This window comes from Gracilibacillus orientalis (assembly GCF_900114645.1).
In the GTDB taxonomy this organism is placed as follows: domain Bacteria; phylum Bacillota; class Bacilli; order Bacillales; family Amphibacillaceae; genus Gracilibacillus; species Gracilibacillus orientalis.
Map to the genome: position 1 here is coordinate 44,819 of NZ_FOTR01000016.1, position 19,118 is coordinate 63,936.

Here is a 19,118-nt window from a genome sequence, read left to right on the forward strand (position 1 = left end):
TTTGTGCCTACTGCTTTTCGTCAGCTGCGACTGCTTTTTCCATCGCCTTCCACGCCAATGTTGCACACTTGATTCTTGCAGGGAATTGGGAAACACCTTGCAATGCTTCAATATCCCCTAGATCGAAATCCACACCTTCTATGTCTTCACCTAACATCATTTGAGAAAAAACAGATGACATTTTCAACGCATCATCTACATTTTTCCCTTTTACTGCCTGTGTCATCATAGAAGCAGATGACAAACTGATCGAACAACCATCCCCTTCAAATTTAGCATCCTTAACTTTGCCATTTTCAATTTGAAGGTGTAACTCAATACGATCACCGCATGTTGGGTTGTTCATATCTATTGTAACAGATTCTTCCGCCAAAGATCCACGGTTACGAGGATTTTTATAATGATCCATAATAACCTGTCTGTACAATGTATCTAAATTATTATATGACATCTCCGAAATACTCCTTCGCTCGCTGTATTCCTTCAACTAATCGGTCAACATCACTTTCATCATTATATAGATAAAAGCTTGCCCTAGCTGTAGCTGTTACATCTAACCATTTCATTAAAGGCTGTGCACAATGATGTCCAGCTCTTACTGCAATACCTTCCGCATCAAGAACTGTAGCTGTATCATGCGGGTGAACACCATCAATGTTGAAGGTTACTAAACCACCGCGTTCTTTTGGTCCGAAAATTGTCAAACCATCGATTTCAGAAAGCTTTTCTTGTGCATATTTAGCAATTCGTTTTTCGTGTTCCAAAATGTTATCCATACCGAATTCTGATAGAAAATCAATCGCTGCTCCTAAACCAATAGCTCCAGCGATGATTGGCGTCCCACCTTCAAATTTCCACGGAAGTTCTTTCCATGTGGAATCGTAGAGACCAACAAAATCAATCATTTCTCCACCAAATTCAACAGGTTCCATTTCTTCTAGCAATGCTTTTTTACCATAAAGTACACCAATACCTGTTGGACCGCACATTTTATGACCAGAAAAAGCGTAGAAATCACAATCCAAATCTTGCATATCTACTTGCATGTGAGGCACACTTTGTGCACCATCTACAACGATAACTGCTCCATTTTCATGCGCAATTTGAGCAATTTCCTTAATAGGATTAATGGTACCTAACACATTAGAAACATGTGTTATAGCAATCATTTTTGTATTATTCGAGACCGTGGAACGGACCGCATCGAGGGTGATCGTTCCATCTGCTTCCATTGGAATATACTTTAATGTTGCACCAGTATATTTCGCTGCCTGCTGCCACGGAATAATATTACTATGGTGCTCCATTTCAGTAAGGACAATTTCATCACCTTCTTTTAAAACGTGACGAGCATATCCATAAGCAACCGTATTAAGTGAAGTGGTAGTTCCACGGGTAAAGATAACTTCTTCCGTTGAACTTGCATTGATAAAGTTTTTTACTTTTTCACGAGCACCTTCGTATTGATCGGTTGCTCTTGTACCCAAGGTATGAACACCACGGTGTACATTAGAGTTATGTTGCTTGTAATAAGTTTCCATTGACTCAATAACAGATAACGGTTTTTGAGAAGTTGCCGATGAATCAAGATAAACTAGCGGATGGCCGTTTACTTCTTGATTCAGGATAGGAAATTGCTCACGAATAGCTTTAATAGTCATTAGTAGACTTTCCTTTCGATAACCTCAGTCAATTGTTCACGTACTGCCTTAATCGGAATCTCCTTAACCACTGGTGCTAAGAAACCGTGGATAATTAGGCGTTCAGCCTCTTGTTGAGAAATACCACGACTCATTAAATAGTATAGTTGGACCGGATCAACACGACCCACAGAAGCTGCGTGACCTGCTGTTACATCGTCTTCATCGATTAACAGAATCGGGTTCGCGTCACCTCGTGCATCTTTACTTAACATTAATACACGAGATTCTTGTTCTGCGTTTGATTTAGTTGCACCATGTTCAATTTTTCCAATTCCATTAAAGATAGTGGATGCACTTTCTTTCATAACACCGTGTTGAAGAATGAAGCCTTCACTTTGTTTACCAAAGTGGACAATTTTAGCTGTATAGTTTTGAGATTGCTTACCACGGCCAACAGATACTGTTTTTGCATAAGAATTTGAATTATCACCAATTAGGTGTGTCACATTCTCAGATACCGTGTTGCCATCATTCATTTGTCCAAGGTTCCACTCGATGTTTGCATCACGGTAGGCAACTCCACGACGGTTAACATAAACCGTTGTACCTGCTGCAAAGTTATCTACAGATCCAAAGTTAATTTTAGCATTGTCATGCGCAATAACTTCCGTCACGATATTAGCTACTGCATGTTCTTCTTTATTTTGCGAAAAATAGTTCTCAACATACGTTAAAGAACTGTTTGATTCTGCAACTACAATCACGTGGTTAAAGGTAGCTGCTTCCGGGTCTTCTTGCCAGAAAATAGCTTGCAATGGCTCTTCAATTTGTACATTCTTTGGTACATATACAAATACGCCACCGTTCATTAAAGCTGTGTGTAGTGCAGTTAATTTGTTTTCATCAATTTGCACAGCATCTTTCATATAATAACGTTGAACAAGATCACTATGTTCTTGTAATGCCGTTTGAATATCTGTTAATATTACTCCTTTTTCAGATAACCCAGAAGCAAGTGATTTATACGCTATAGATTGGTTACGCTGGATGACAAGATTGTCATTGTGATTTTCCATATCTAAGAACACTTGGATATCTTCAGGTACTTCATTAAGTGAGTTGATCATTTCACCGTCAACGTCATGTTTAAAGTCATCAAAATTCCAACGTTTGATACTCGTTTTATCCGGTTTTGGCATTTCAAGTCCTTCTGCTAAATCAAGAGCTTGCAAACGCAATTCTTTCATCCATTCCGGTTCTTTTTTATTTTCTGAAAATGATCGGACATAGTCCTGATCATATGGAAGTTTAGTTTCCACAGTCATACGATACCTCCTACCTTACGCTTTTTGTTCTACAGTTTCATCTTCAATACCAAGTTCTTGCTTGATCCAGTCATAACCTTCTGCTTCTAGGCGTTTAGCTAATTCTGGTCCACCAGATTTCACAACACGACCGTTCATCATTACATGTACTTTGTCTGGTGTGATGTAATCTAATAAACGTTGATAGTGCGTAATGATCAAGCAACCGAATGACTCATCACGTAATTTATTGATCCCTTTTGATACTACTTTTAATGCATCGATATCAAGACCAGAGTCAATCTCATCAAGAATACTGATAGCTGGTTTCAACATCATTAATTGAAGAATTTCGTTACGTTTTTTCTCACCGCCAGAGAATCCTTCATTTAGGTAACGTTGTGCCATGTTTTTATCTATTTCCAAATAATCTAATGCTTCGTCCATTTCTTTAATAAATTTCATTAAAGAAATTTCGTCGCCTTCCTCACGGTGTGCATTAATAGAAGAACGTAAGAAATCAGAAGTTGTTACACCACTAATTTCACTTGGGTATTGCATTGCTAAAAACAGACCAGCTTGCGCACGCTCATCTACTTCCATTTCTAATACATTTTCCCCATCAAGAAGTACTTCACCTTTTGTAACTTCATACTTAGGGTGACCCATGATAGCAGATGCTAATGTTGATTTACCTGTACCATTTGGTCCCATTACTGCGTGGAATTCTCCACCCGTTATGGTAAGATTAACACCTTTTAATATTTCCTGACCTTCTATTTCAACATGAAGATCCTTAATTTCTAAAGTAGAACTTGCCATATCTACATACCTCCAAAGCTTTTAAATGTGATAATGAAATTAAATCCATTCTCACTTTATTCTCATTACAATCTTATACTATTTCGTATCTATAATCAACCATTTAACCGCTATTGGGAACGACTGATTTTATTCATTCCGATTGTTATTATACCACACTTAACACGTATTTATCGATTTATTAGTAAGATAAACCGCTCATAACCCACATCAGCCTTATTCGCAACTAGATAAAAACTGCGCAACAATGAAAATTCTTTCTTTATTAAAAAAACAACAGCTACTTATAGAAAAGTAACTGTTGTATCTTAGTGTCTATTTTCATTTCATTTATTTAAATTTCCTCTAACATCCAAATATTATCTGTGAACTAAGCGGTCTACATCTTTCACAACTTCTTGGCTTTTTTGGTAGCTTGTTTCTCTTTCCCTTTCGATATCTAACCGTTGGGAGAGCTTACGGCTATACTCTGCATATCCTACCCCGTGCGACTGAAGCATCGCTTTTTCCATTTCCGTTGTATACTGTAGATGTAACTGGTCACTAATAATAAATCAATCCTTTCTTTTTTTGACAATTACAATTGTAACATCTTCTTACATAGTGACCAAACTTGATGAAAGTAGATCTGTACAGATACACAACCACTTGTAATCATATATAACTAACAGAAAAATATATGATATAAATTCTTACAAAATACTTGATTTTATTGCTGAATGCTCTGTTTTTGCTTCCAACCTTCCAAGACATTGTGTAATTTAGTTACCGATTCAAAAGCATACAGTTGATCAATTACCACGCCATCTTTTACTAATAACAGAGCCGGTACACTCGTGATTTTTTGTTGCTCCATGAATTCCGGAAAAAAAGAAGCGTTCATCCGGAAAAAGGATTGTGCGTGATCTGCTTCTTCCAATATTGTTAACATTCGTTCTGCTAATTGACACGTCGCACAAAAAGGTGTGTGCACAAAGATGACCAGTGCTTCCTCATGATGTAACATGTTATTCCAATTTTCCTTATTTATATTAATCATTACAATCTCCTTCTATATTATAAATAATCTGGGTTGATCATGATATGTGATGAAACCAGTGCTACTGCTAACTCAGATTCAGGTGTAGCTGCAACTTCACGATACGATTTGTCAATATAAACATGAATCGCATGTGGTAATTCTTTGGATAATTGTTTTCTTAATTTCTTACCTGCATTATCTTCGTCAACTAATATATAAACATCACGATAATCCATATAGAACATTTCAATCAAATTTTCCAAGCGATCAACATTAATCGTACCATTAGTACAGACAATATCTACTTCTTCATCTACTAATTTTGCCACTTTTTCTTTATCAGATCTACCCTCGACTATAATTACTTTTATTTCTTGTGTTGACAATTGGCTCACCTACTTCATCAAAGTTCAAATTAAACCAAAAGCTATTATTGTATTGTATGGATACAGGTAATCAAGTTATGACAGACTAATGATACTTAGTTAAAAAATATAGCATTCGCTATATGCGAATGCTACTAAATTGTTACTCTTCATTGATCATTTTATCATAATCTTCAGCTGATAATAAATCTTCTAATTCTGACTGGTTGCTAGGTTCTACCACAATCATCCATGCTTTCTCATATGGAGATTCGTTTACTAATTCTGGATTATCCTCTAATTCACTGTTTACTTCTACCACTTTACCCGTTACAGGGGCATATAATTCTGAAACAGTCTTAACGGATTCAGCACTTCCAAATGGTTCACCTATTTTGATTTCATCTCCAACTTCTGGCAGCTCAATAAACACAATATCTCCTAATTCTGATTGTGCATGATCTGTAACACCAATTCTTAACTTGCCATCTTCCTGATTCGCCCATTCATGTTCATTTGAATATAGATATTTTTCAGGTAAACTCATGAAAAACCCTCCTAAATAGTTGCATTTTATAGTATTTTTTTAATTCCAAGTTTGCTCAAATGTTTCCTCTTTAAAACCAACTGTCACTTGGTCTTTACCTACTGTCAAGGGTCGTTTCAATAACATACCGTCAGAAGCTAAATAATCCAACATTTCTTCTTCAGTAGCATCCTTCAATTTATCCTTCAAACCTAATTCACGATATTTCTTTCCACTTGTGTTAAAGAATTTTTTATATGGTAAAGAACTTTTATCGATCATTTTTTTCAATTCTGTTTTGCTAGGTGGGTTGTCCACGATATGTACAGCTTCATAATCAACTTGATGTTCATCTAACCATTTCTTCGCCTTTTGACAGGTCCCACATTTAGGATACCAATAAAACTGAACTGTCATGCATTACTCCTCCTCATTATCGTTGTTATTATTTTAACGAAAAAACCTGATAAAAATCAAATGATCGAGTTGGAATATCATAACAATACCACAATCAAATACTTTTATGTATAACGTTTTACGAAGATGGCACAACCTATGACAGGCTTCAGCACTATAAACAACAAATATTCATCACTAATTTAATGTTTGGCGAAATAGGTGTATTTCTTTTATCTTTACGTATGATTTCTAGATTTTCCGGTCTTGATAATTTACAAACCGTAATGATTACGATAAAATATGAACAGATTGAAAAACGAAGGTGATAATTATGTCAAAACCAATTGTTGAGATGAAGAATGTCAGCTTTCATTATGGCGATCGGCAAGCTTTGTCAGATGTCAATTTTATCATAAATGAAGGTGACTTCATTGGACTCGTAGGGCCGAATGGTGGAGGAAAAACAACGCTAATCAAACTATTACTTGGGATGGAAAAGCAAACTAATGGGACGATTCAGCTTTTCGGTCAACCGATTCACAAATTTAAAGAAAAAAATAAATTAAGTTATGTTTCTCAAAAAGCAAACACTTTTAACCGTGGTTTCCCTGCCACAGTGGAAGAAGTTGTTACAATGGGACTCACTGCAAAGCTAGGCTATTTTAGACGATTATCACGTCAGCATAAAAAGCGCATTTACGAAGCTGTAGAAAAAGTAGGAATGACCGGTTATCTTTCTGAAAATATTGGAGAACTGTCAGGAGGACAGCAACAGCGGATTTTTATCGCTAGGGCACTTGTCAGTAATCCACAATTAATAATCTTGGATGAGCCTACAGTTGGTGTTGATGCTGAAAATGTAGAGAAGTTTTTTGAGCTCTTACATGAATTAAATAAACAAAACATTACCTTGTTATTAATAACACATGATATTGGAACAATGACACATCATGCCTCTAGAGTGGCTTGTTTGAACAAAACATTGCATTTTCATGGTAATCCAAATGAGTTTCAAACCCTATCCAAAGATCAATTATCGGATTTTTATGGCCACCCGCTAAATCTAGTGACCCACGAGCATTAATGGAGGAACAAATATGTTAACGAATTTATTAGAGTATGAGTTTTTAAGGAACACCTTTTTAACTGGAATCATTATCGGTATCATCGCTCCATTACTGGGCGCCTTTGTTGTAGTACGTAGATTATCTCTAATTGCTGATGCATTATCTCACGTTACACTTGCAGGGATTGCTTTTGGACTGCTACTAGAAAAAAAGACAGGTGCAATGCTGATCACCCCCTTTTATTCGGGTTTAGGATTTTCCATTATAGGTTCTGTAATTGTTGAACGCTTGCGCCGTGTTTACACCGCATTTCAGGAGTTAGCCATCCCTATTATTTTGTCCGGCGGCGTTGGTTTAAGTGTTATTTTTATTTCGATGGCCAATGGATTTAATACAGACTTGTATAATTATTTATTTGGCTCTGTTTCAGCGGTAAGTAGGCACGATCTATACAGTATTATCATCATAGCGATTATCGTTTGTACGGTTATCTTTTTATTATATAAGGAACTATTTTTACTATCCTTTGATGAAGAGCAAGCAGTTGTTACTGGTATACATGCTAAAAGAATTCATTTTGTTTTTATTGTATTAACTGCACTTGTGATTGCCGCTTCGATTCGTATTGTTGGTGTTCTATTAGTTTCCGCATTAATGACGTTACCAGTTGCAGCAAGTATTCGTATCGCAAAAGGATTTAAACAAACGATTATTTATGCGATAATATATGGAGAAACAGCTGTTATTTTAGGATTAGTATCTGGTTACTATTTAGAGATACCACCAGGTGGTACCATTGTTATGCTTCTCATCCTTTTATTAATAACTACCATAGTAACCAAAAGAGTAATAGAAAATCTAAAAAGTAGAAAGCATCGTTTAAAGACGGGGTGATCGAATGAATACAAACGAAGCACTTGGCATATTAAAAGAAAAAGGCTATAAATATACGGATAAACGAAAACATATGATCGATTTCTTTGTAGACGAAAATCGTTATTGTACAGCAAAAGATTTATTGGAGAATATGGAGCCAAACTACGAAGGAATAAGCTTTGATACGATTTATAGAAACCTACATTTATTTGATCAATTAGGTATCTTAGAATCCACCGAACTAAATGGTGAAAAGCACTTTAGACTTAAATGTGACCACCACCATCATCATCATTTTATTTGCAAAAACTGTGGTGTTACAAAAGAAATCCACCATTGTCCGATGGATCAGCTATCAGAGGAATTAAAGCCCTATATGATTGACGATCATAAGTTTGAAATTTACGGATTTTGTCCAACATGTCAATAAAAGCAAAGCAAGTAAAGCTTTTTTTGGCTGTTGGGATTGGTGGTGTGCTCGGAGCTCTTCTCCGTTATATCATAGCAGAATCCGTATCATTTATCAGCTTACCTATTGGCACAACAATTGCTAATTTAATCGGATGCTTTGTATTAGCATATGCTGCATTTCATCCTTTTTTTAAAAATAAACTGCCACCATACATTTTCACAGCATTTACAACAGGATTGTTGGGGTCTTTCACGACTTTTTCCACCTTTATAGCGGAGAGTGTGTTGCTTTTGGATAAAAGCATGACATGGCTAATTCTTTATCTGTCGATACAAATTTTCGGTGGTGTAGGTTTATGTTTTATTGGTGCCAGGTTAGCAATCAGTAAGGAGAAGATCGTATGAGCTATTTGTTTGTTGGTTTAGGCGGCTTCATTGGTGCCATATTAAGATATATGTTAAGCCTGCGATTTAATACAAGTAAATATTGGTTACCTGTGGGTACATTGCTTGCCAATTTCACAGGTAGTATCCTTTTCGCTTATACCTATTTATTTTATCAAGCAGAATGGATCTCATTATGGACATGGAGCTTTTTAGGTGTAGGAATTTGTGGAGCTTTTACGACTTACTCCACTTTTAGTGTGGAAGTCGTTGAAATGTTGGAACAAAAACAGTGGAATAAAGCTATCTTTTATCTGTTTGGATCAGTTGGAATCAGTTTTATTACAGTATTCACGATATGGAAAATCATTATTTTATAATCAGGATTGGGCAGTTGATATGTTTAACTGTTTTATGACTGATGCTTCCTAAAACCATTTCTTGAAATTTATTTAATCCCCTGCTCCCTATAATACAAAGGTCAACTTCTTCACGCTTAGCATATTTCACAATTTCATGTTTGGGGTCACCTATTAAAATAATAGTACGAAAATGAACATTTGCCTGCTTCAATTTTTGCTTGGTTAATTTTAATTTCTCCTCTACCAATCTTGCTAAATTGATCGATTGTTTTCCTTTCTTTTCTTCGTTCATGACAATAACAATATCTAACCGATATTCTGATACACTTTCCACAAATTTTATGGCATGGTCTGTAGCCCTCAATGCATGCTCAGATCCATCTGCAGCAAGAATTATTCTTTGATACATCCCGCACTCTTCCTTTCCAACTCATTCTATTATAACAAAATCACCCTCCACTTTGAAAGCGTTATCTTAATTATGTTAGTAATTTTTTACAATCATTTAACATAATCCTGTTGTTCTTTACATTTTTTCGACATATGTTTGAAGTGAGGAATAGTTCCTAGGGGGGAGACAATATGAAAATTGCTATCTTTACTGATACCTTTCTTCCAGATGTTAATGGTGTTGCCAAGACACTGGGCCGTTTTACGAAGTATTTAGACCAAAGTCACCATTCTTATATTGTGATATCACCAAAGCAAACTAAAAAAGAAATAAGCGCTGGGCAAATTTACCGTCAATCCAGTTTTCCGTTTCCGCTTTATAAAGATTGTCGTATATCTTTACCAAATACCATGCATTTAAAAGAAATCATAAAAAAATTCCAACCCGATATCATCCATGTTGCAACACCGTTTTCGATTGGTTTAACTGGGCTTCACCTCGCAAAAAAATATAATATTCCCATTGTTGGATCTTACCATACTGATTTTGATCATTATTTAAAATACTATCATTTAACCTTATTATCGAAAGCACTCTGGCGTTATATGGAATGGTTCCATCAACCATTACTTCGTATTTTCGTACCATCCGCTGTTACCTATGATCAATTACAAAAAAAAGGCTTTCAGCATTTGCAAATTTGGCAACGTGGTGTTGATATGAACATTTTCCATCCATATTACTCTACTGATGAAGTCAGAAAGAAATATAACATTAAAGAACGTTATATTTTAAGTTATGTTGGTCGATTAGCCCCAGAGAAAAACGTAGAGTTACTTCCAAAGATTGCAAAACAACTACCACCCGAACTACAAGAAAACGTTCATTGGCTCATTATTGGTGACGGTCCATCTAAAAGCAGCCTGAGAAATGACTGGCAGCAAAATGTAACATATACAGGATTCTTACCACAAAAAGAGGTTGCCAAAATTGTTTCTGCCAGTGATTTATTTGTATTTCCTTCTGAAACAGAAACATTCGGAAATGTAGTTTTAGAAGCGTTAGCGACAGGAACACCAGTTGTTGCTGCAAATGAAGGTGGTGTAAAAAATATAGTTCAAGAGGGTTTTACCGGTAAGTTGTGTAATAGCAACCATTTAGACTCATTTGTGAACGCTATTGATTCAATATTAAATGATGAAGATTGGCGATATCAATTGACACAAAATGCTGTTCGCTACGCGCAAAAGCAACGATGGGAAGACCGTTTTGAAGAATTAATCAGCACTTATCAGTTTATATTAGAAGAAACAAAATCCAAACAAAAGCATGCTTAAACAATTAAGCATGCTTTTTGAGGAGGCTGAAGCGTTCCCCAACGGCATAGAAAACACTACAAAAGCGAACTTTGCTTGAAGTTGCCACTGCAAATTCTTAGCATAATTAAGCCTTCTTTACGAAAATGCGTTTTTCGCTAATGAGGAGATGACCATATCATCCATTGGAGGGTTATGGAGTCCTGCTCGCACATCACGGTAATATTGCTCAAACGGCATATTTTTAGATAACCCGCGACCTCCAGCAATTCGCATCACGAGATCGACCACTTCATTTGCACTATTAGTTGCGACTAGTTTAACAGCACCTAGTTCTTTCATTAGTTGTCCACGTTTATCCGGATATGTATCCCATTTTTCTGCAACACTATACATAAAGTAACGTGCTTGTAATAGTTTTAAATCTATTTCTCCCACTTTATTACGCACGTGCTCTACTTCAGATATCGGCTTATCTAAGCTGTTTGGTTGAAATTCTTTGGCAAATTGAATGACATCATTACGTGCTGCAAGCGCAATACCCAAATAACAGGCCGGAATATGTAATAACCAACCTTTTGGACCCGGTCTCTTCGGTTTATCATTTAATTCTACTAAATTTTCTTTTGGTACTCGTACGTTCTCTAGTATTAAGTCATCACTACCGGTTCCACGCATACCTAAAGTATCCCATGTTTTGTCCACACGAAGACCTTCTGTTTCTTTTGGAATCAGAATGGAACCAACAGCATCTTTATCTTTCACATAAGCTGTTACAATATAATAATCCAACACCAATGCCATCGTTGTAAATGTCTTTTTACCATTAATGACATATTCTTCACCATCTAAAGTAGCAGTTGTTTCAGGAATGCCGCCTCGCGTTGGACTTCCAGTTGCAGGTTCTGTCGCACAACGGTTTATTAATTTTTGATTTCCCCCTACTTCTTTGGCTATATAATCATATTTTTCAGGTTCCCATAATTTCTCTTCGCTCAACTCTTTGACTACCCCTAAATGCCAACCTACAGATAAAGCAGTTGCACCATCGCCTTCTGCTAATTTTTCTTGCATTAGCAAAAATTCATATAAGGATAATGCTTCTCCTCCATATTCCTTTGGTAAAGTTAATGATAAATAGTTTTCATCTCGTAAATCTTTGATACTTGCTTTCGGTAAAGTTGCTTCACTATCGGCTTGTTGTTTTCTGTTTTTTAGTTTCTTTGCTAATTGCTCTGCTTTATGGTAAAGCATTTCATGACGGTCTGTCTGAAGAAAATTACTTGACAAGTCCATACTCTAACCTCCTTTTGTTGCTACTTTGATGATAGCGAACTATCTTCACTTTTACCACTAATCTACTCAAATAACAATCAATGAAGATGTGTATACTTAAAGCTCAAACCACACATACTATGCTTAACTTTCGACTAAGAGGTATCTATCATGATTAGAAAAAAAAACTCCAATATACAGAAAAAAAATAAACAACCAAAAAAAGATATAAACAGTTTTAATGACTTACTTCCTATGATGGAAAAAAGCGATGATTTTAAGCATTTGATCTTAGGAAGTACGAAAAATATCGAAATTTTTTATTATCAATCATTGATTAATATGGAAAAGATCGAAGTTAGTCTCTTTGGGAAATTAGAAGATGCAAAGGTTGATAACCTTGACGTATTAGAAAATTTGCTACCTTTCTCTGAGGCAGAAATAACTGAGGATATAAAAATAATTGAAGAGAAATTATTAACTGGATTTATTGCAGTAAAATTTATCAACAATAGTCAGAATGTATTACTGATTCCTGCTAAATTTGAAGCTGATCGGGATGTATCCCAACCTGAAATTGAATTTAGTGTTCTTGGCCCTAAACTTGCTTTCATCGAAGATCTTAATACTAATATTAATCTGATTCGTAAAAGAATAAAATTGCCTCAATTACATGTTAAAAGTCTTCAAGTAGGTAAAATTACTAAAACTGATATATCTATTGTCTTTATAGATGGCATTGCCAATCCTGATAACGTCGATATAATTGAACAAAGAATTTCAGCGGTTGAATATGATCAGATCATGGACAGTTCATTTATTGCCCAAATGATTTCTGATAATTCTCAATCACCTTTTCCACAGCTAATGGATACCGAACGCCCAGACCGGGTGTCAAGTGCTTTAGTGGAAGGGAAAATCGCGATTGTTGTTGATGGCTCACCACATGTATTAATAGCTCCAACTACACTAGTTGAATTTTTTGCATCCTATGAGGATTATTTTTTATCGTGGCATATTGCCAGTGCTTTCCGAATTATTCGTATCTTTGCTGTTATATTTTCCGTGCTCATTACCCCTATGTATGTTGCCGTGTTAACTTATCATTATCACATTGTGCCTGGAGACCTTTTGGGGACATTAATTTCTTCAAGAAAAGATATTCCGTTTCCACCAATTCTTGAAGCGTTAATTTTGGAATTAACAATCGAATTATTACGAGAAGCTGGTGCACGCCTTCCAACAAAAATCGGCCAAACGATCGGTATTGTCGGTGGTATTGTGATCGGAACAGCTGCAGTAGAAGCTGGTCTCACCAGTAACGTATTATTGATATTAATCGCATTAGCCGCACTAGCGTCCTTCACTACGCCTATCTACCGGATGGGTAATACGATTCGATTATTGCGCTTTCCATTTATTATATTTGCTCAAATGTGGGGACTTATCGGGATTTTTATTTCTATTATGTTTCTTATTACACATTTATTAAGATTAACTTCACTAGGGCGTCCTTTCTTAGAACCTTTATATCCTCCTCGTTGGAGAGATTTTAAAGATGCTGTAATTCGCTTACCATTTAGTGTGCAAGGAGCAAGACCCATCATCACTACGCCGAAAGATAAAAATCGTATTAATCTTGCTAGAACCAATGCTAAACGTGCCAGACGAAAGTAGGTTAATCATGAATCATTTTAAACCTGACATCTCACAAATGGTATCACCATTTTTATTGCTCTATATTATTCATGCAACTCAAATTGGAGAAGGTATTTTAAGTTTTGAACGCCAAATCGCAAGTATTGCCGGTTTTGATGCTTGGATTAGCATTATTCTTACCGGTGTACTTACCACAATTATTATTGTTGTTATTTGGAAAATAATCGGCGACCAACAGAGAGACTTCATGGATATTCACCAGTATATGTTTGGTAACATACTCGGAAAGATTTTTACATTTATCTTTGGTTTATACCTATTGACCGTTTCAGTAATTGTATTAATTTCCTATATTGAAATTATTCAAATTTGGTTTTTTCCGGATATGTCAATCTACTTTTTCTTGTTTGTTCTATTCGTTCTAATTATATATATTTGTTTGGGGGGATTCCGAACAGTCGTCGGATTTGCATTCTTTAGTTTTTTTGTAACTGCATTTTTGGCAATATTTAAATATGAGGCTTTTGCTGCTGGGCATGTTCATAATTTACTTCCAGTTTTTAATACTCCGTTTAAAGATATCATTCTTGCTATAGAACCAATGTCCTTTAGTTTTTTAGGCATTGAATTAATTCTAATTTATGCTCCGTTTATACATCGTTTTCAATCAGGATTAAAATGGGCAATTTCAAGTAATATTCTTACTACTTCTGTCTATCTTTTTTCAGCAATTGCTCTGTTCATCTATTACAACGACCAGCAAATTCAGTTAATATCTTGGCCAACCCTCCAATTATGGAAGGTTATTAATTTTCCGATTGTTGAAAGATTTGAATATGTTGGGATCGGTTTGCATTTTATAGCCATCATAGCAACCAGTTGTTTATATTTTTGGGCAAGCATCCAATGTTTTCACCGTTTAACAAATTTTTCCTTCCGAAAGATGAGTATCTTTTTTTCACTAATTGGATTTTCAAGTATATTTTTTATCCATAACTTTCTCATGATCGAAAAAATTACAACTTTCATTTCAAGAGCTGGTGTTATTTTATTATTTGCCTATATCCCTTTATTATATCTTTGCCATAAAATAGTGTCAGGAGTGAAAAAAAAGCATGCAAACAACTAGAATGTATCTTATATTGATATGTTGTTTACTACTAACAGGTTGTGTTAAAACGAAAATTCTTGACGATATCGAATTAATTATGACATATGGCTATGATTGGGACCCAGCTGCGGAAACCTACAAGGGCACTGCTGTTTCTCCCTTATACGGCAAGAGCGAACAAATGGAAATTGGCGGAAATTTCCGATATTCTGGCAGTGCTAAAACTTTTCAAGATATTAGTTCATTTATTCAGACAAAAGCACCATATCAAGTTGAAGTTGGAAATTTAATAGGTATTTTATTTGGAGAGGAACTCGCAAAAAAAGGAGTCTCAGATATTATTTATGGTATTAATGAAGACCCGAATATTGGAAGAGACCTCAATGTTGCCATCGTAGAGGGAGAGGCAGAAACATTATTAAAACAAGACTACAATATGGAACTAACCCTTTCAAGGTTCATCGAGGAATTGATTAATAATAATAGTAAATCAAATATTCCTAAAATGAATTTGCATGATTTAAATTATCGTTTAACTGGAGAAGGAATGGATCCTTTTCTTCCCATCCTAAGACAGAGTGAAGATTCTATCGATATAGCTGCTATAGGTATGATGAAAGACGATAAATTAGTTCACGAAATTCCCTATGAGCAATTTTTTGTATTTAAATTATTATATGAAGATTGTGAAGACCATACTTATGAATTTGATTGGGAAGAAAAAAAGAGGACGGTAGCTATTAGCTCTATTCGATCCACAAGAAGCATACATTGGAAATCAAAAAAAGAGGTAGTCATTAAGGCTGATATATCAGGTACTTTAACAGAGTCAAAAAATATGGGAGTGAAAAATTTTCAAGAAAAAATAGATATAGAACAGGCAGTCTCAAAAAAACTGGAAGAAGAAGGAACTAAACTAGTAAAGAAATTTCAAGAGTTAGATATTGATCCTTTAATGATTGGTGCCTCTGCGAAAGGGAAATTCAGAGACTGGACGGTAAAAGAATGGGAATCTCAATATCCAGAAATAAAAATTACTCCTTCCGTTGATTTTAACTTAGATTTGAGTAACATTATTCAATAATGAGTATTGATTTATTCCCTTAGCAACGTTTATTTGTTATAGTATATCGTGCTAGGGGGAAAGTGATATGTTGCAAAAATTACTAAGATCATTCGTTATATATATATTAGGTATTATCACGTTAACATTTGGTATTTCATTGACAATTCAATCACATTTAGGAGCATCACCTTTTGATGCCTTGCTCGTAGGTTTATATCGATCATTTGGATTGTCAATTGGAAGCTGGGAAATCATTGTTGGCTTTACAATCGTCATGATTAATGCCATTGCAATCAAAGCAAAACCTGAATTTTTCGCCATGCTAACGTCATTAATTACTGGTCTTGGGATTGATTCGTGGTTATTTATCCAAGGCTCCTGGTTCACACCTGACAATTGGTTGGAACAATCGATTTTATTATTATTAGGAATCATTTTTAGCGGAATTGGTATTGCAATATATTTGGAATCCAGTTTTGCGCCAAACCCAATGGACAGCTCCATGGTTATTGTAACGGATAAAACAGGTTTATCCTTTGGTAAATCTCGTGCTATCATAAGTATTATATTAGTTGTCATTGCTCTTCTCTTTCATGGTGATGTGGGAATTGGGACATTACTTAACGCATTATTTACCGGGGTTATGATTCAAGCATTACGACCATATATAGTTTCATTAAAGCATAAATATATTGTAAAAACGATGAAAGCAAGTTAATAAGAAAAACCGATCCGGTCCTTATCTTTAACTCAGATGCTGTGCGCTAACTCCATGTAGTAATGTTGACATGTTTATCACGATGCTAACCGTCTGTAAGACCTCCGCTCCGGCTGCCCACTCCCCTTTCCGTGGGGTTTTTCCCTCAGGAGTTGAAGTGGGCGGCCTACGCTGACACATGCTCTACAACATGTGTCAGACCTAGAATCTTAGGTTATTATCCCTGTGGAAGTGCAAAAGATATGGCGTTAAAAATCACTAATAATGATTATAAAACCAATATGCCTTTTCTAATATTCATTGTAGAAAAAAGTATAGCGGAGGCCGAACGTTTCGACTCCTGAGGGATTAGCATGATCTGAAGATCCACTTTTGCAGGAGGGAACTCCTCCTGCAAAAGTTAGCTGAGGAGCATGCCCCTCGGAAAGCGAAATGGTCAGCCGCAGCGGTTGGGTTGCACAAGCTATCTTTCAAAATGACAAACAGGCGAAGTACACATCTTCCTCCATCTGACTATCTATCCTTGCTTTTTTAATGACACGTTTTGCATCAACCTTTTCCTATCTTACTTGCTTATAAATTGAGACTATGATCAGGGTGTTAGGGGCTGTTATCCCCCACTTAACTTTCTTGTCATATAAAGTAGAAACCTGTTTCTTTATCCAGAAACAGGTTTCTATATTTCCATTTACTCTATCTTATAATAATTTATCCAATGTTTCTTTTACGCGGTCTTCTGAGAATGGTTTTACAATAAAATCGGTGGCCCCTGCTTTTATGGCGTCTAATACCATTTGTTGCTGTCCCATCGCAGAACACATAATGATCGTAGCATTGGTATCTTTACTTTTTATCTCTTTCGTTGCTTCTACACCATTCATTTCTGGCATTGTAATATCCATCGAAACGATATCCGGTTGCAAGTCTTCATACAAACCTGCCGCTTGGTGACCATTTTCTGCTTCACCTACTACTTCATGTCCTAAATTAGTGAAAATATTTTTTAATTGCATGCGCATAAATGCAGCATCGTCAACAATTAATACTCGTGCCACAGTATTCCCCTCCGTTGATTTATGTAATTTTTATTCATCTGCTACTTGTTGTACTTCGTTAATCTCATCCATACTTAATACATAATCAAGATCTAACAAAAGTAACATACCTCGATCTACTAGTTTAGCTACACCTTTTATATATTTATAATCTACACCTTTTACTAAGTCAGGTGCATCTTCCACTACTTCTGATGAAATATCAATTACATCTGTCGCTTCATCCACAATTAACCCCACTTGTACATCTCGTACATTTGCAATTAGAACTCTTGTCTGCTCCGTAGGTTCAGTCTCTTCCATGCCAAGTCTTGTGCGTAAATCAATAATCGGAGTCACATTATCACGCAAATTGATGATTCCTTTAATAAAATCAGAAGTTTGCGGTAATGACACAATTTCTTCTAATCTTTCAATTGATCGAATTTGTTCTATATTTGCACCATATTCCTGATTATTTAATTTTAAAATAATTGATTTTGTTATGGTTCCTACCATTGTTTTGTCACCAGCCTTTTATTGATTTAATAAAAGTGACATTTTCATATCACCGATTGTTGGAAAATGGATTTCTACCTCTAGTATTCTCTTGAATCCAGTTAACTTTGCATTACCATTAATAATAGTTGGGTGAGTAATGTCTGTATTAATACCTACATTTGCTAAGTGAGTAGAAAGGCCACCTGCCAACATATTACCCAATTCACCCGAGAAAGAATCTAACATATCTACTGACAACTGCATACCATATAAAGCTTCTCCAATCGCACTAAACACATGATGTTCCGCTTGAATTAATAGGTCTCCTTTAAATGTTCCACTATACCCTATTAATACCCCATACTCTACAAATAATGGATTAGTAGTCATTTTGGGAGATTCAAAGTGATTTTCAACTGGTACAACATTTTTGATGGATTGGACCGATCCATTGTATAATTCTTTGATGATTTCATTAGTACTTACTTCAGTTGATGCCATAATCATTTCCTCTCAATCTTATCTAGTAAAATATAATCATTGCTTACACTCCATAATACCTAATGATAAGACAACATTCAACAGCATCAATCAATCCAAAGTAAATATAATGATCTTTAGTTACTATTATATCATAAAATAGGCCTAATCAAACAAGTGTTATCACCTAATTATTAGAAAAATACTAGACCTTTATAACAACGAACGTGTTTCGTTTTCATAAATTAATATTATAAAAGTACTATTATTGATCAAACCAATAAAGCGAGACTTCATTCAGTGGTTTTACGTCGATTAGTAACACAAAAAATTTTCATTACTATTCTATACAAAAATCCCGTTTCTATTGAAACGGGATTTCACTTT

Annotated in this window: 24 protein-coding genes; 10 read left to right on the plus strand and 14 right to left on the minus strand. The window is 35.4% G+C overall.

Annotated elements, in window-relative coordinates; genetic code table 11:
• Positions 1-7: 7 nt before the first annotated feature.
• The 9 genes from sufU to BM121_RS19710 form a co-directional block, all read right to left on the minus strand.
• Positions 8-451: a Fe-S cluster assembly sulfur transfer protein SufU gene (gene sufU / locus BM121_RS19675; RefSeq protein ID WP_091485916.1), complete on the minus strand. Its 444-nt coding sequence runs from the start codon at positions 449-451 to the stop codon at positions 8-10.
• On the minus strand, positions 441-1,661 hold the full coding sequence (locus BM121_RS19680) for a cysteine desulfurase (protein WP_091485918.1): 1,221 nt from the start codon (positions 1,659-1,661) through the stop codon (positions 441-443). The genes sufU and BM121_RS19680 overlap by 11 nt, the downstream gene beginning before the upstream one ends.
• Positions 1,661-2,968, minus strand: a complete 1,308-nt coding sequence (sufD, locus tag BM121_RS19685; RefSeq protein WP_091485921.1) for a Fe-S cluster assembly protein SufD — start codon at positions 2,966-2,968, stop codon at positions 1,661-1,663. Before sufD ends, BM121_RS19680 begins: the two co-directional genes overlap by 1 nt.
• Before the next feature lie 15 nt (positions 2,969-2,983).
• Entirely contained in the window at positions 2,984-3,769 is a 786-nt protein-coding gene (gene sufC, locus BM121_RS19690; protein WP_091485924.1) for a Fe-S cluster assembly ATPase SufC, read from the minus strand.
• Positions 3,770-4,128: 359 nt separating this feature from the next.
• Positions 4,129-4,281: a YuzK family famiily protein gene (locus BM121_RS22770; RefSeq protein WP_483866637.1), complete on the minus strand. Its 153-nt coding sequence runs from the start codon at positions 4,279-4,281 to the stop codon at positions 4,129-4,131.
• A gap of 197 nt (positions 4,282-4,478) precedes the next feature.
• Entirely contained in the window at positions 4,479-4,808 is a 330-nt protein-coding gene (locus BM121_RS19695; protein WP_091485926.1) for a thioredoxin family protein, read from the minus strand.
• A gap of 17 nt (positions 4,809-4,825) precedes the next feature.
• Positions 4,826-5,185 carry a toprim domain-containing protein gene (locus BM121_RS19700; protein ID WP_342714524.1) on the minus strand — a complete coding sequence of 120 codons (360 nt, stop codon included), beginning with the start codon at positions 5,183-5,185 and terminating at the stop codon, positions 4,826-4,828.
• Positions 5,186-5,318: 133 nt separating this feature from the next.
• A complete protein-coding gene (gene gcvH, locus BM121_RS19705) occupies positions 5,319-5,702 on the minus strand; it encodes a glycine cleavage system protein GcvH (RefSeq protein ID WP_091485931.1) in 384 nt (127 codons plus the stop codon).
• 39 nt (positions 5,703-5,741) lie between these two features.
• Positions 5,742-6,098 carry an arsenate reductase family protein gene (locus tag BM121_RS19710; RefSeq protein WP_091485934.1) on the minus strand — a complete coding sequence of 119 codons (357 nt, stop codon included), beginning with the start codon at positions 6,096-6,098 and terminating at the stop codon, positions 5,742-5,744.
• Between the two features lie 313 nt (positions 6,099-6,411).
• Between BM121_RS19710 and BM121_RS19715 the strand changes: the two genes are divergently transcribed.
• Genes BM121_RS19715 through crcB form a run of 5 tightly spaced genes read left to right on the plus strand, consistent with a single transcriptional unit; the run spans position 6,412 to position 9,198 of the window.
• Positions 6,412-7,164 (plus strand): metal ABC transporter ATP-binding protein, encoded by a 753-nt coding sequence (locus BM121_RS19715; protein WP_091485936.1) that lies wholly within the window; start codon positions 6,412-6,414, stop codon positions 7,162-7,164.
• A gap of 13 nt (positions 7,165-7,177) precedes the next feature.
• Positions 7,178-8,041: a metal ABC transporter permease gene (locus BM121_RS19720; RefSeq protein ID WP_091485939.1), complete on the plus strand. Its 864-nt coding sequence runs from the start codon at positions 7,178-7,180 to the stop codon at positions 8,039-8,041.
• A 4-nt stretch (positions 8,042-8,045) separates the two neighbouring features.
• Complete coding sequence (locus tag BM121_RS19725) at positions 8,046-8,453, plus strand: Fur family transcriptional regulator (RefSeq protein ID WP_091485940.1); 408 nt, start codon at positions 8,046-8,048, stop codon at positions 8,451-8,453.
• Positions 8,444-8,839 carry a fluoride efflux transporter FluC gene (locus BM121_RS19730; RefSeq protein ID WP_091485943.1) on the plus strand — a complete coding sequence of 132 codons (396 nt, stop codon included), beginning with the start codon at positions 8,444-8,446 and terminating at the stop codon, positions 8,837-8,839. Before BM121_RS19725 ends, BM121_RS19730 begins: the two co-directional genes overlap by 10 nt.
• Positions 8,836-9,198, plus strand: coding sequence for a fluoride efflux transporter CrcB (crcB, locus tag BM121_RS19735; RefSeq protein ID WP_091485945.1), 363 nt, complete (start codon positions 8,836-8,838; stop codon positions 9,196-9,198). The genes BM121_RS19730 and crcB overlap by 4 nt, the downstream gene beginning before the upstream one ends.
• Here crcB and BM121_RS19740 read toward each other — a convergent pair.
• Positions 9,188-9,589: a universal stress protein gene (locus BM121_RS19740; protein WP_091485948.1), complete on the minus strand. Its 402-nt coding sequence runs from the start codon at positions 9,587-9,589 to the stop codon at positions 9,188-9,190. The two genes, crcB and BM121_RS19740, sit on opposite strands and share 11 nt — an antisense overlap.
• A 173-nt stretch (positions 9,590-9,762) precedes the next feature.
• On the opposite strand from BM121_RS19740, the gene BM121_RS19745 reads away from it, so the two are divergent.
• The gene (locus tag BM121_RS19745) at positions 9,763-10,908 is read left to right on the plus strand and encodes a glycosyltransferase family 4 protein (RefSeq protein ID WP_091485951.1); all 1,146 of its coding nucleotides are present in this window, start codon (positions 9,763-9,765) and stop codon (positions 10,906-10,908) included.
• A 117-nt stretch (positions 10,909-11,025) separates the two neighbouring features.
• Here the strand turns inward: BM121_RS19745 and BM121_RS19750 are convergent, their stop codons facing one another.
• Positions 11,026-12,183 (minus strand): acyl-CoA dehydrogenase family protein, encoded by a 1,158-nt coding sequence (locus BM121_RS19750; protein WP_091485953.1) that lies wholly within the window; start codon positions 12,181-12,183, stop codon positions 11,026-11,028.
• A 150-nt stretch (positions 12,184-12,333) separates the two neighbouring features.
• Here BM121_RS19750 and BM121_RS19755 point away from each other — a divergent pair, with 150 nt between their 5' ends.
• From BM121_RS19755 to BM121_RS19770, 4 genes are all read left to right on the plus strand, one after another.
• Complete coding sequence (locus BM121_RS19755) at positions 12,334-13,839, plus strand: spore germination protein (protein ID WP_091485956.1); 1,506 nt, start codon at positions 12,334-12,336, stop codon at positions 13,837-13,839.
• A 7-nt stretch (positions 13,840-13,846) separates the two neighbouring features.
• Complete coding sequence (locus BM121_RS19760) at positions 13,847-14,950, plus strand: GerAB/ArcD/ProY family transporter (protein WP_091485958.1); 1,104 nt, start codon at positions 13,847-13,849, stop codon at positions 14,948-14,950.
• Positions 14,937-16,016 carry a Ger(x)C family spore germination protein gene (locus BM121_RS19765; protein WP_091485961.1) on the plus strand — a complete coding sequence of 360 codons (1,080 nt, stop codon included), beginning with the start codon at positions 14,937-14,939 and terminating at the stop codon, positions 16,014-16,016. The genes BM121_RS19760 and BM121_RS19765 overlap by 14 nt, the downstream gene beginning before the upstream one ends.
• A 67-nt stretch (positions 16,017-16,083) precedes the next feature.
• A complete protein-coding gene (locus BM121_RS19770) occupies positions 16,084-16,716 on the plus strand; it encodes a YczE/YyaS/YitT family protein (protein ID WP_091485964.1) in 633 nt (210 codons plus the stop codon).
• A gap of 698 nt (positions 16,717-17,414) precedes the next feature.
• On the opposite strand, the gene BM121_RS19775 is transcribed toward BM121_RS19770, so the two are convergent.
• The 3 genes from BM121_RS19775 to BM121_RS19785 are packed head-to-tail and all read right to left on the minus strand — an operon-like array spanning position 17,415 to position 18,752.
• Positions 17,415-17,771 carry a response regulator gene (locus BM121_RS19775; RefSeq protein ID WP_091485966.1) on the minus strand — a complete coding sequence of 119 codons (357 nt, stop codon included), beginning with the start codon at positions 17,769-17,771 and terminating at the stop codon, positions 17,415-17,417.
• Between the two features lie 30 nt (positions 17,772-17,801).
• Complete coding sequence (locus BM121_RS19780) at positions 17,802-18,269, minus strand: chemotaxis protein CheW (RefSeq protein WP_091485969.1); 468 nt, start codon at positions 18,267-18,269, stop codon at positions 17,802-17,804.
• 18 nt (positions 18,270-18,287) lie between these two features.
• Positions 18,288-18,752 (minus strand): chemotaxis protein CheX, encoded by a 465-nt coding sequence (locus BM121_RS19785; protein WP_091485972.1) that lies wholly within the window; start codon positions 18,750-18,752, stop codon positions 18,288-18,290.
• Positions 18,753-19,118: the final 366 nt, after the last annotated feature.

What these genes read in the sequence shown, in the direction of transcription:
- sufU (WP_091485916.1), bottom strand. Translation starts at nt 451, where the DNA reads ATGTCATATAATAATTTAGATACATTGTACAGACAGGTTATTATGGAT.
- BM121_RS19680 (WP_091485918.1), bottom strand. Translation starts at nt 1,661, where the DNA reads ATGACTATTAAAGCTATTCGTGAGCAATTTCCTATCCTGAATCAAGAA.
- sufD (WP_091485921.1), bottom strand. Translation starts at nt 2,968, where the DNA reads ATGACTGTGGAAACTAAACTTCCATATGATCAGGACTATGTCCGATCA.
- sufC (WP_091485924.1), bottom strand. Translation starts at nt 3,769, where the DNA reads ATGGCAAGTTCTACTTTAGAAATTAAGGATCTTCATGTTGAAATAGAA.
- BM121_RS22770 (WP_483866637.1), bottom strand. Translation starts at nt 4,281, where the DNA reads ATGGAAAAAGCGATGCTTCAGTCGCACGGGGTAGGATATGCAGAGTAT.
- BM121_RS19695 (WP_091485926.1), bottom strand. Translation starts at nt 4,808, where the DNA reads ATGATTAATATAAATAAGGAAAATTGGAATAACATGTTACATCATGAG.
- gcvH (WP_091485931.1), bottom strand. Translation starts at nt 5,702, where the DNA reads ATGAGTTTACCTGAAAAATATCTATATTCAAATGAACATGAATGGGCG.
- BM121_RS19710 (WP_091485934.1), bottom strand. Translation starts at nt 6,098, where the DNA reads ATGACAGTTCAGTTTTATTGGTATCCTAAATGTGGGACCTGTCAAAAG.
- BM121_RS19715 (WP_091485936.1), top strand. Translation starts at nt 6,412, where the DNA reads ATGTCAAAACCAATTGTTGAGATGAAGAATGTCAGCTTTCATTATGGC.
- BM121_RS19720 (WP_091485939.1), top strand. Translation starts at nt 7,178, where the DNA reads ATGTTAACGAATTTATTAGAGTATGAGTTTTTAAGGAACACCTTTTTA.
- BM121_RS19725 (WP_091485940.1), top strand. Translation starts at nt 8,046, where the DNA reads ATGAATACAAACGAAGCACTTGGCATATTAAAAGAAAAAGGCTATAAA.
- BM121_RS19730 (WP_091485943.1), top strand. Translation starts at nt 8,444, where the DNA reads ATGTCAATAAAAGCAAAGCAAGTAAAGCTTTTTTTGGCTGTTGGGATT.
- crcB (WP_091485945.1), top strand. Translation starts at nt 8,836, where the DNA reads ATGAGCTATTTGTTTGTTGGTTTAGGCGGCTTCATTGGTGCCATATTA.
- BM121_RS19740 (WP_091485948.1), bottom strand. Translation starts at nt 9,589, where the DNA reads ATGTATCAAAGAATAATTCTTGCTGCAGATGGATCTGAGCATGCATTG.
- BM121_RS19745 (WP_091485951.1), top strand. Translation starts at nt 9,763, where the DNA reads ATGAAAATTGCTATCTTTACTGATACCTTTCTTCCAGATGTTAATGGT.
- BM121_RS19750 (WP_091485953.1), bottom strand. Translation starts at nt 12,183, where the DNA reads ATGGACTTGTCAAGTAATTTTCTTCAGACAGACCGTCATGAAATGCTT.
- BM121_RS19755 (WP_091485956.1), top strand. Translation starts at nt 12,334, where the DNA reads ATGATTAGAAAAAAAAACTCCAATATACAGAAAAAAAATAAACAACCA.
- BM121_RS19760 (WP_091485958.1), top strand. Translation starts at nt 13,847, where the DNA reads ATGAATCATTTTAAACCTGACATCTCACAAATGGTATCACCATTTTTA.
- BM121_RS19765 (WP_091485961.1), top strand. Translation starts at nt 14,937, where the DNA reads ATGCAAACAACTAGAATGTATCTTATATTGATATGTTGTTTACTACTA.
- BM121_RS19770 (WP_091485964.1), top strand. Translation starts at nt 16,084, where the DNA reads ATGTTGCAAAAATTACTAAGATCATTCGTTATATATATATTAGGTATT.
- BM121_RS19780 (WP_091485969.1), bottom strand. Translation starts at nt 18,269, where the DNA reads ATGGTAGGAACCATAACAAAATCAATTATTTTAAAATTAAATAATCAG.
- BM121_RS19785 (WP_091485972.1), bottom strand. Translation starts at nt 18,752, where the DNA reads ATGGCATCAACTGAAGTAAGTACTAATGAAATCATCAAAGAATTATAC.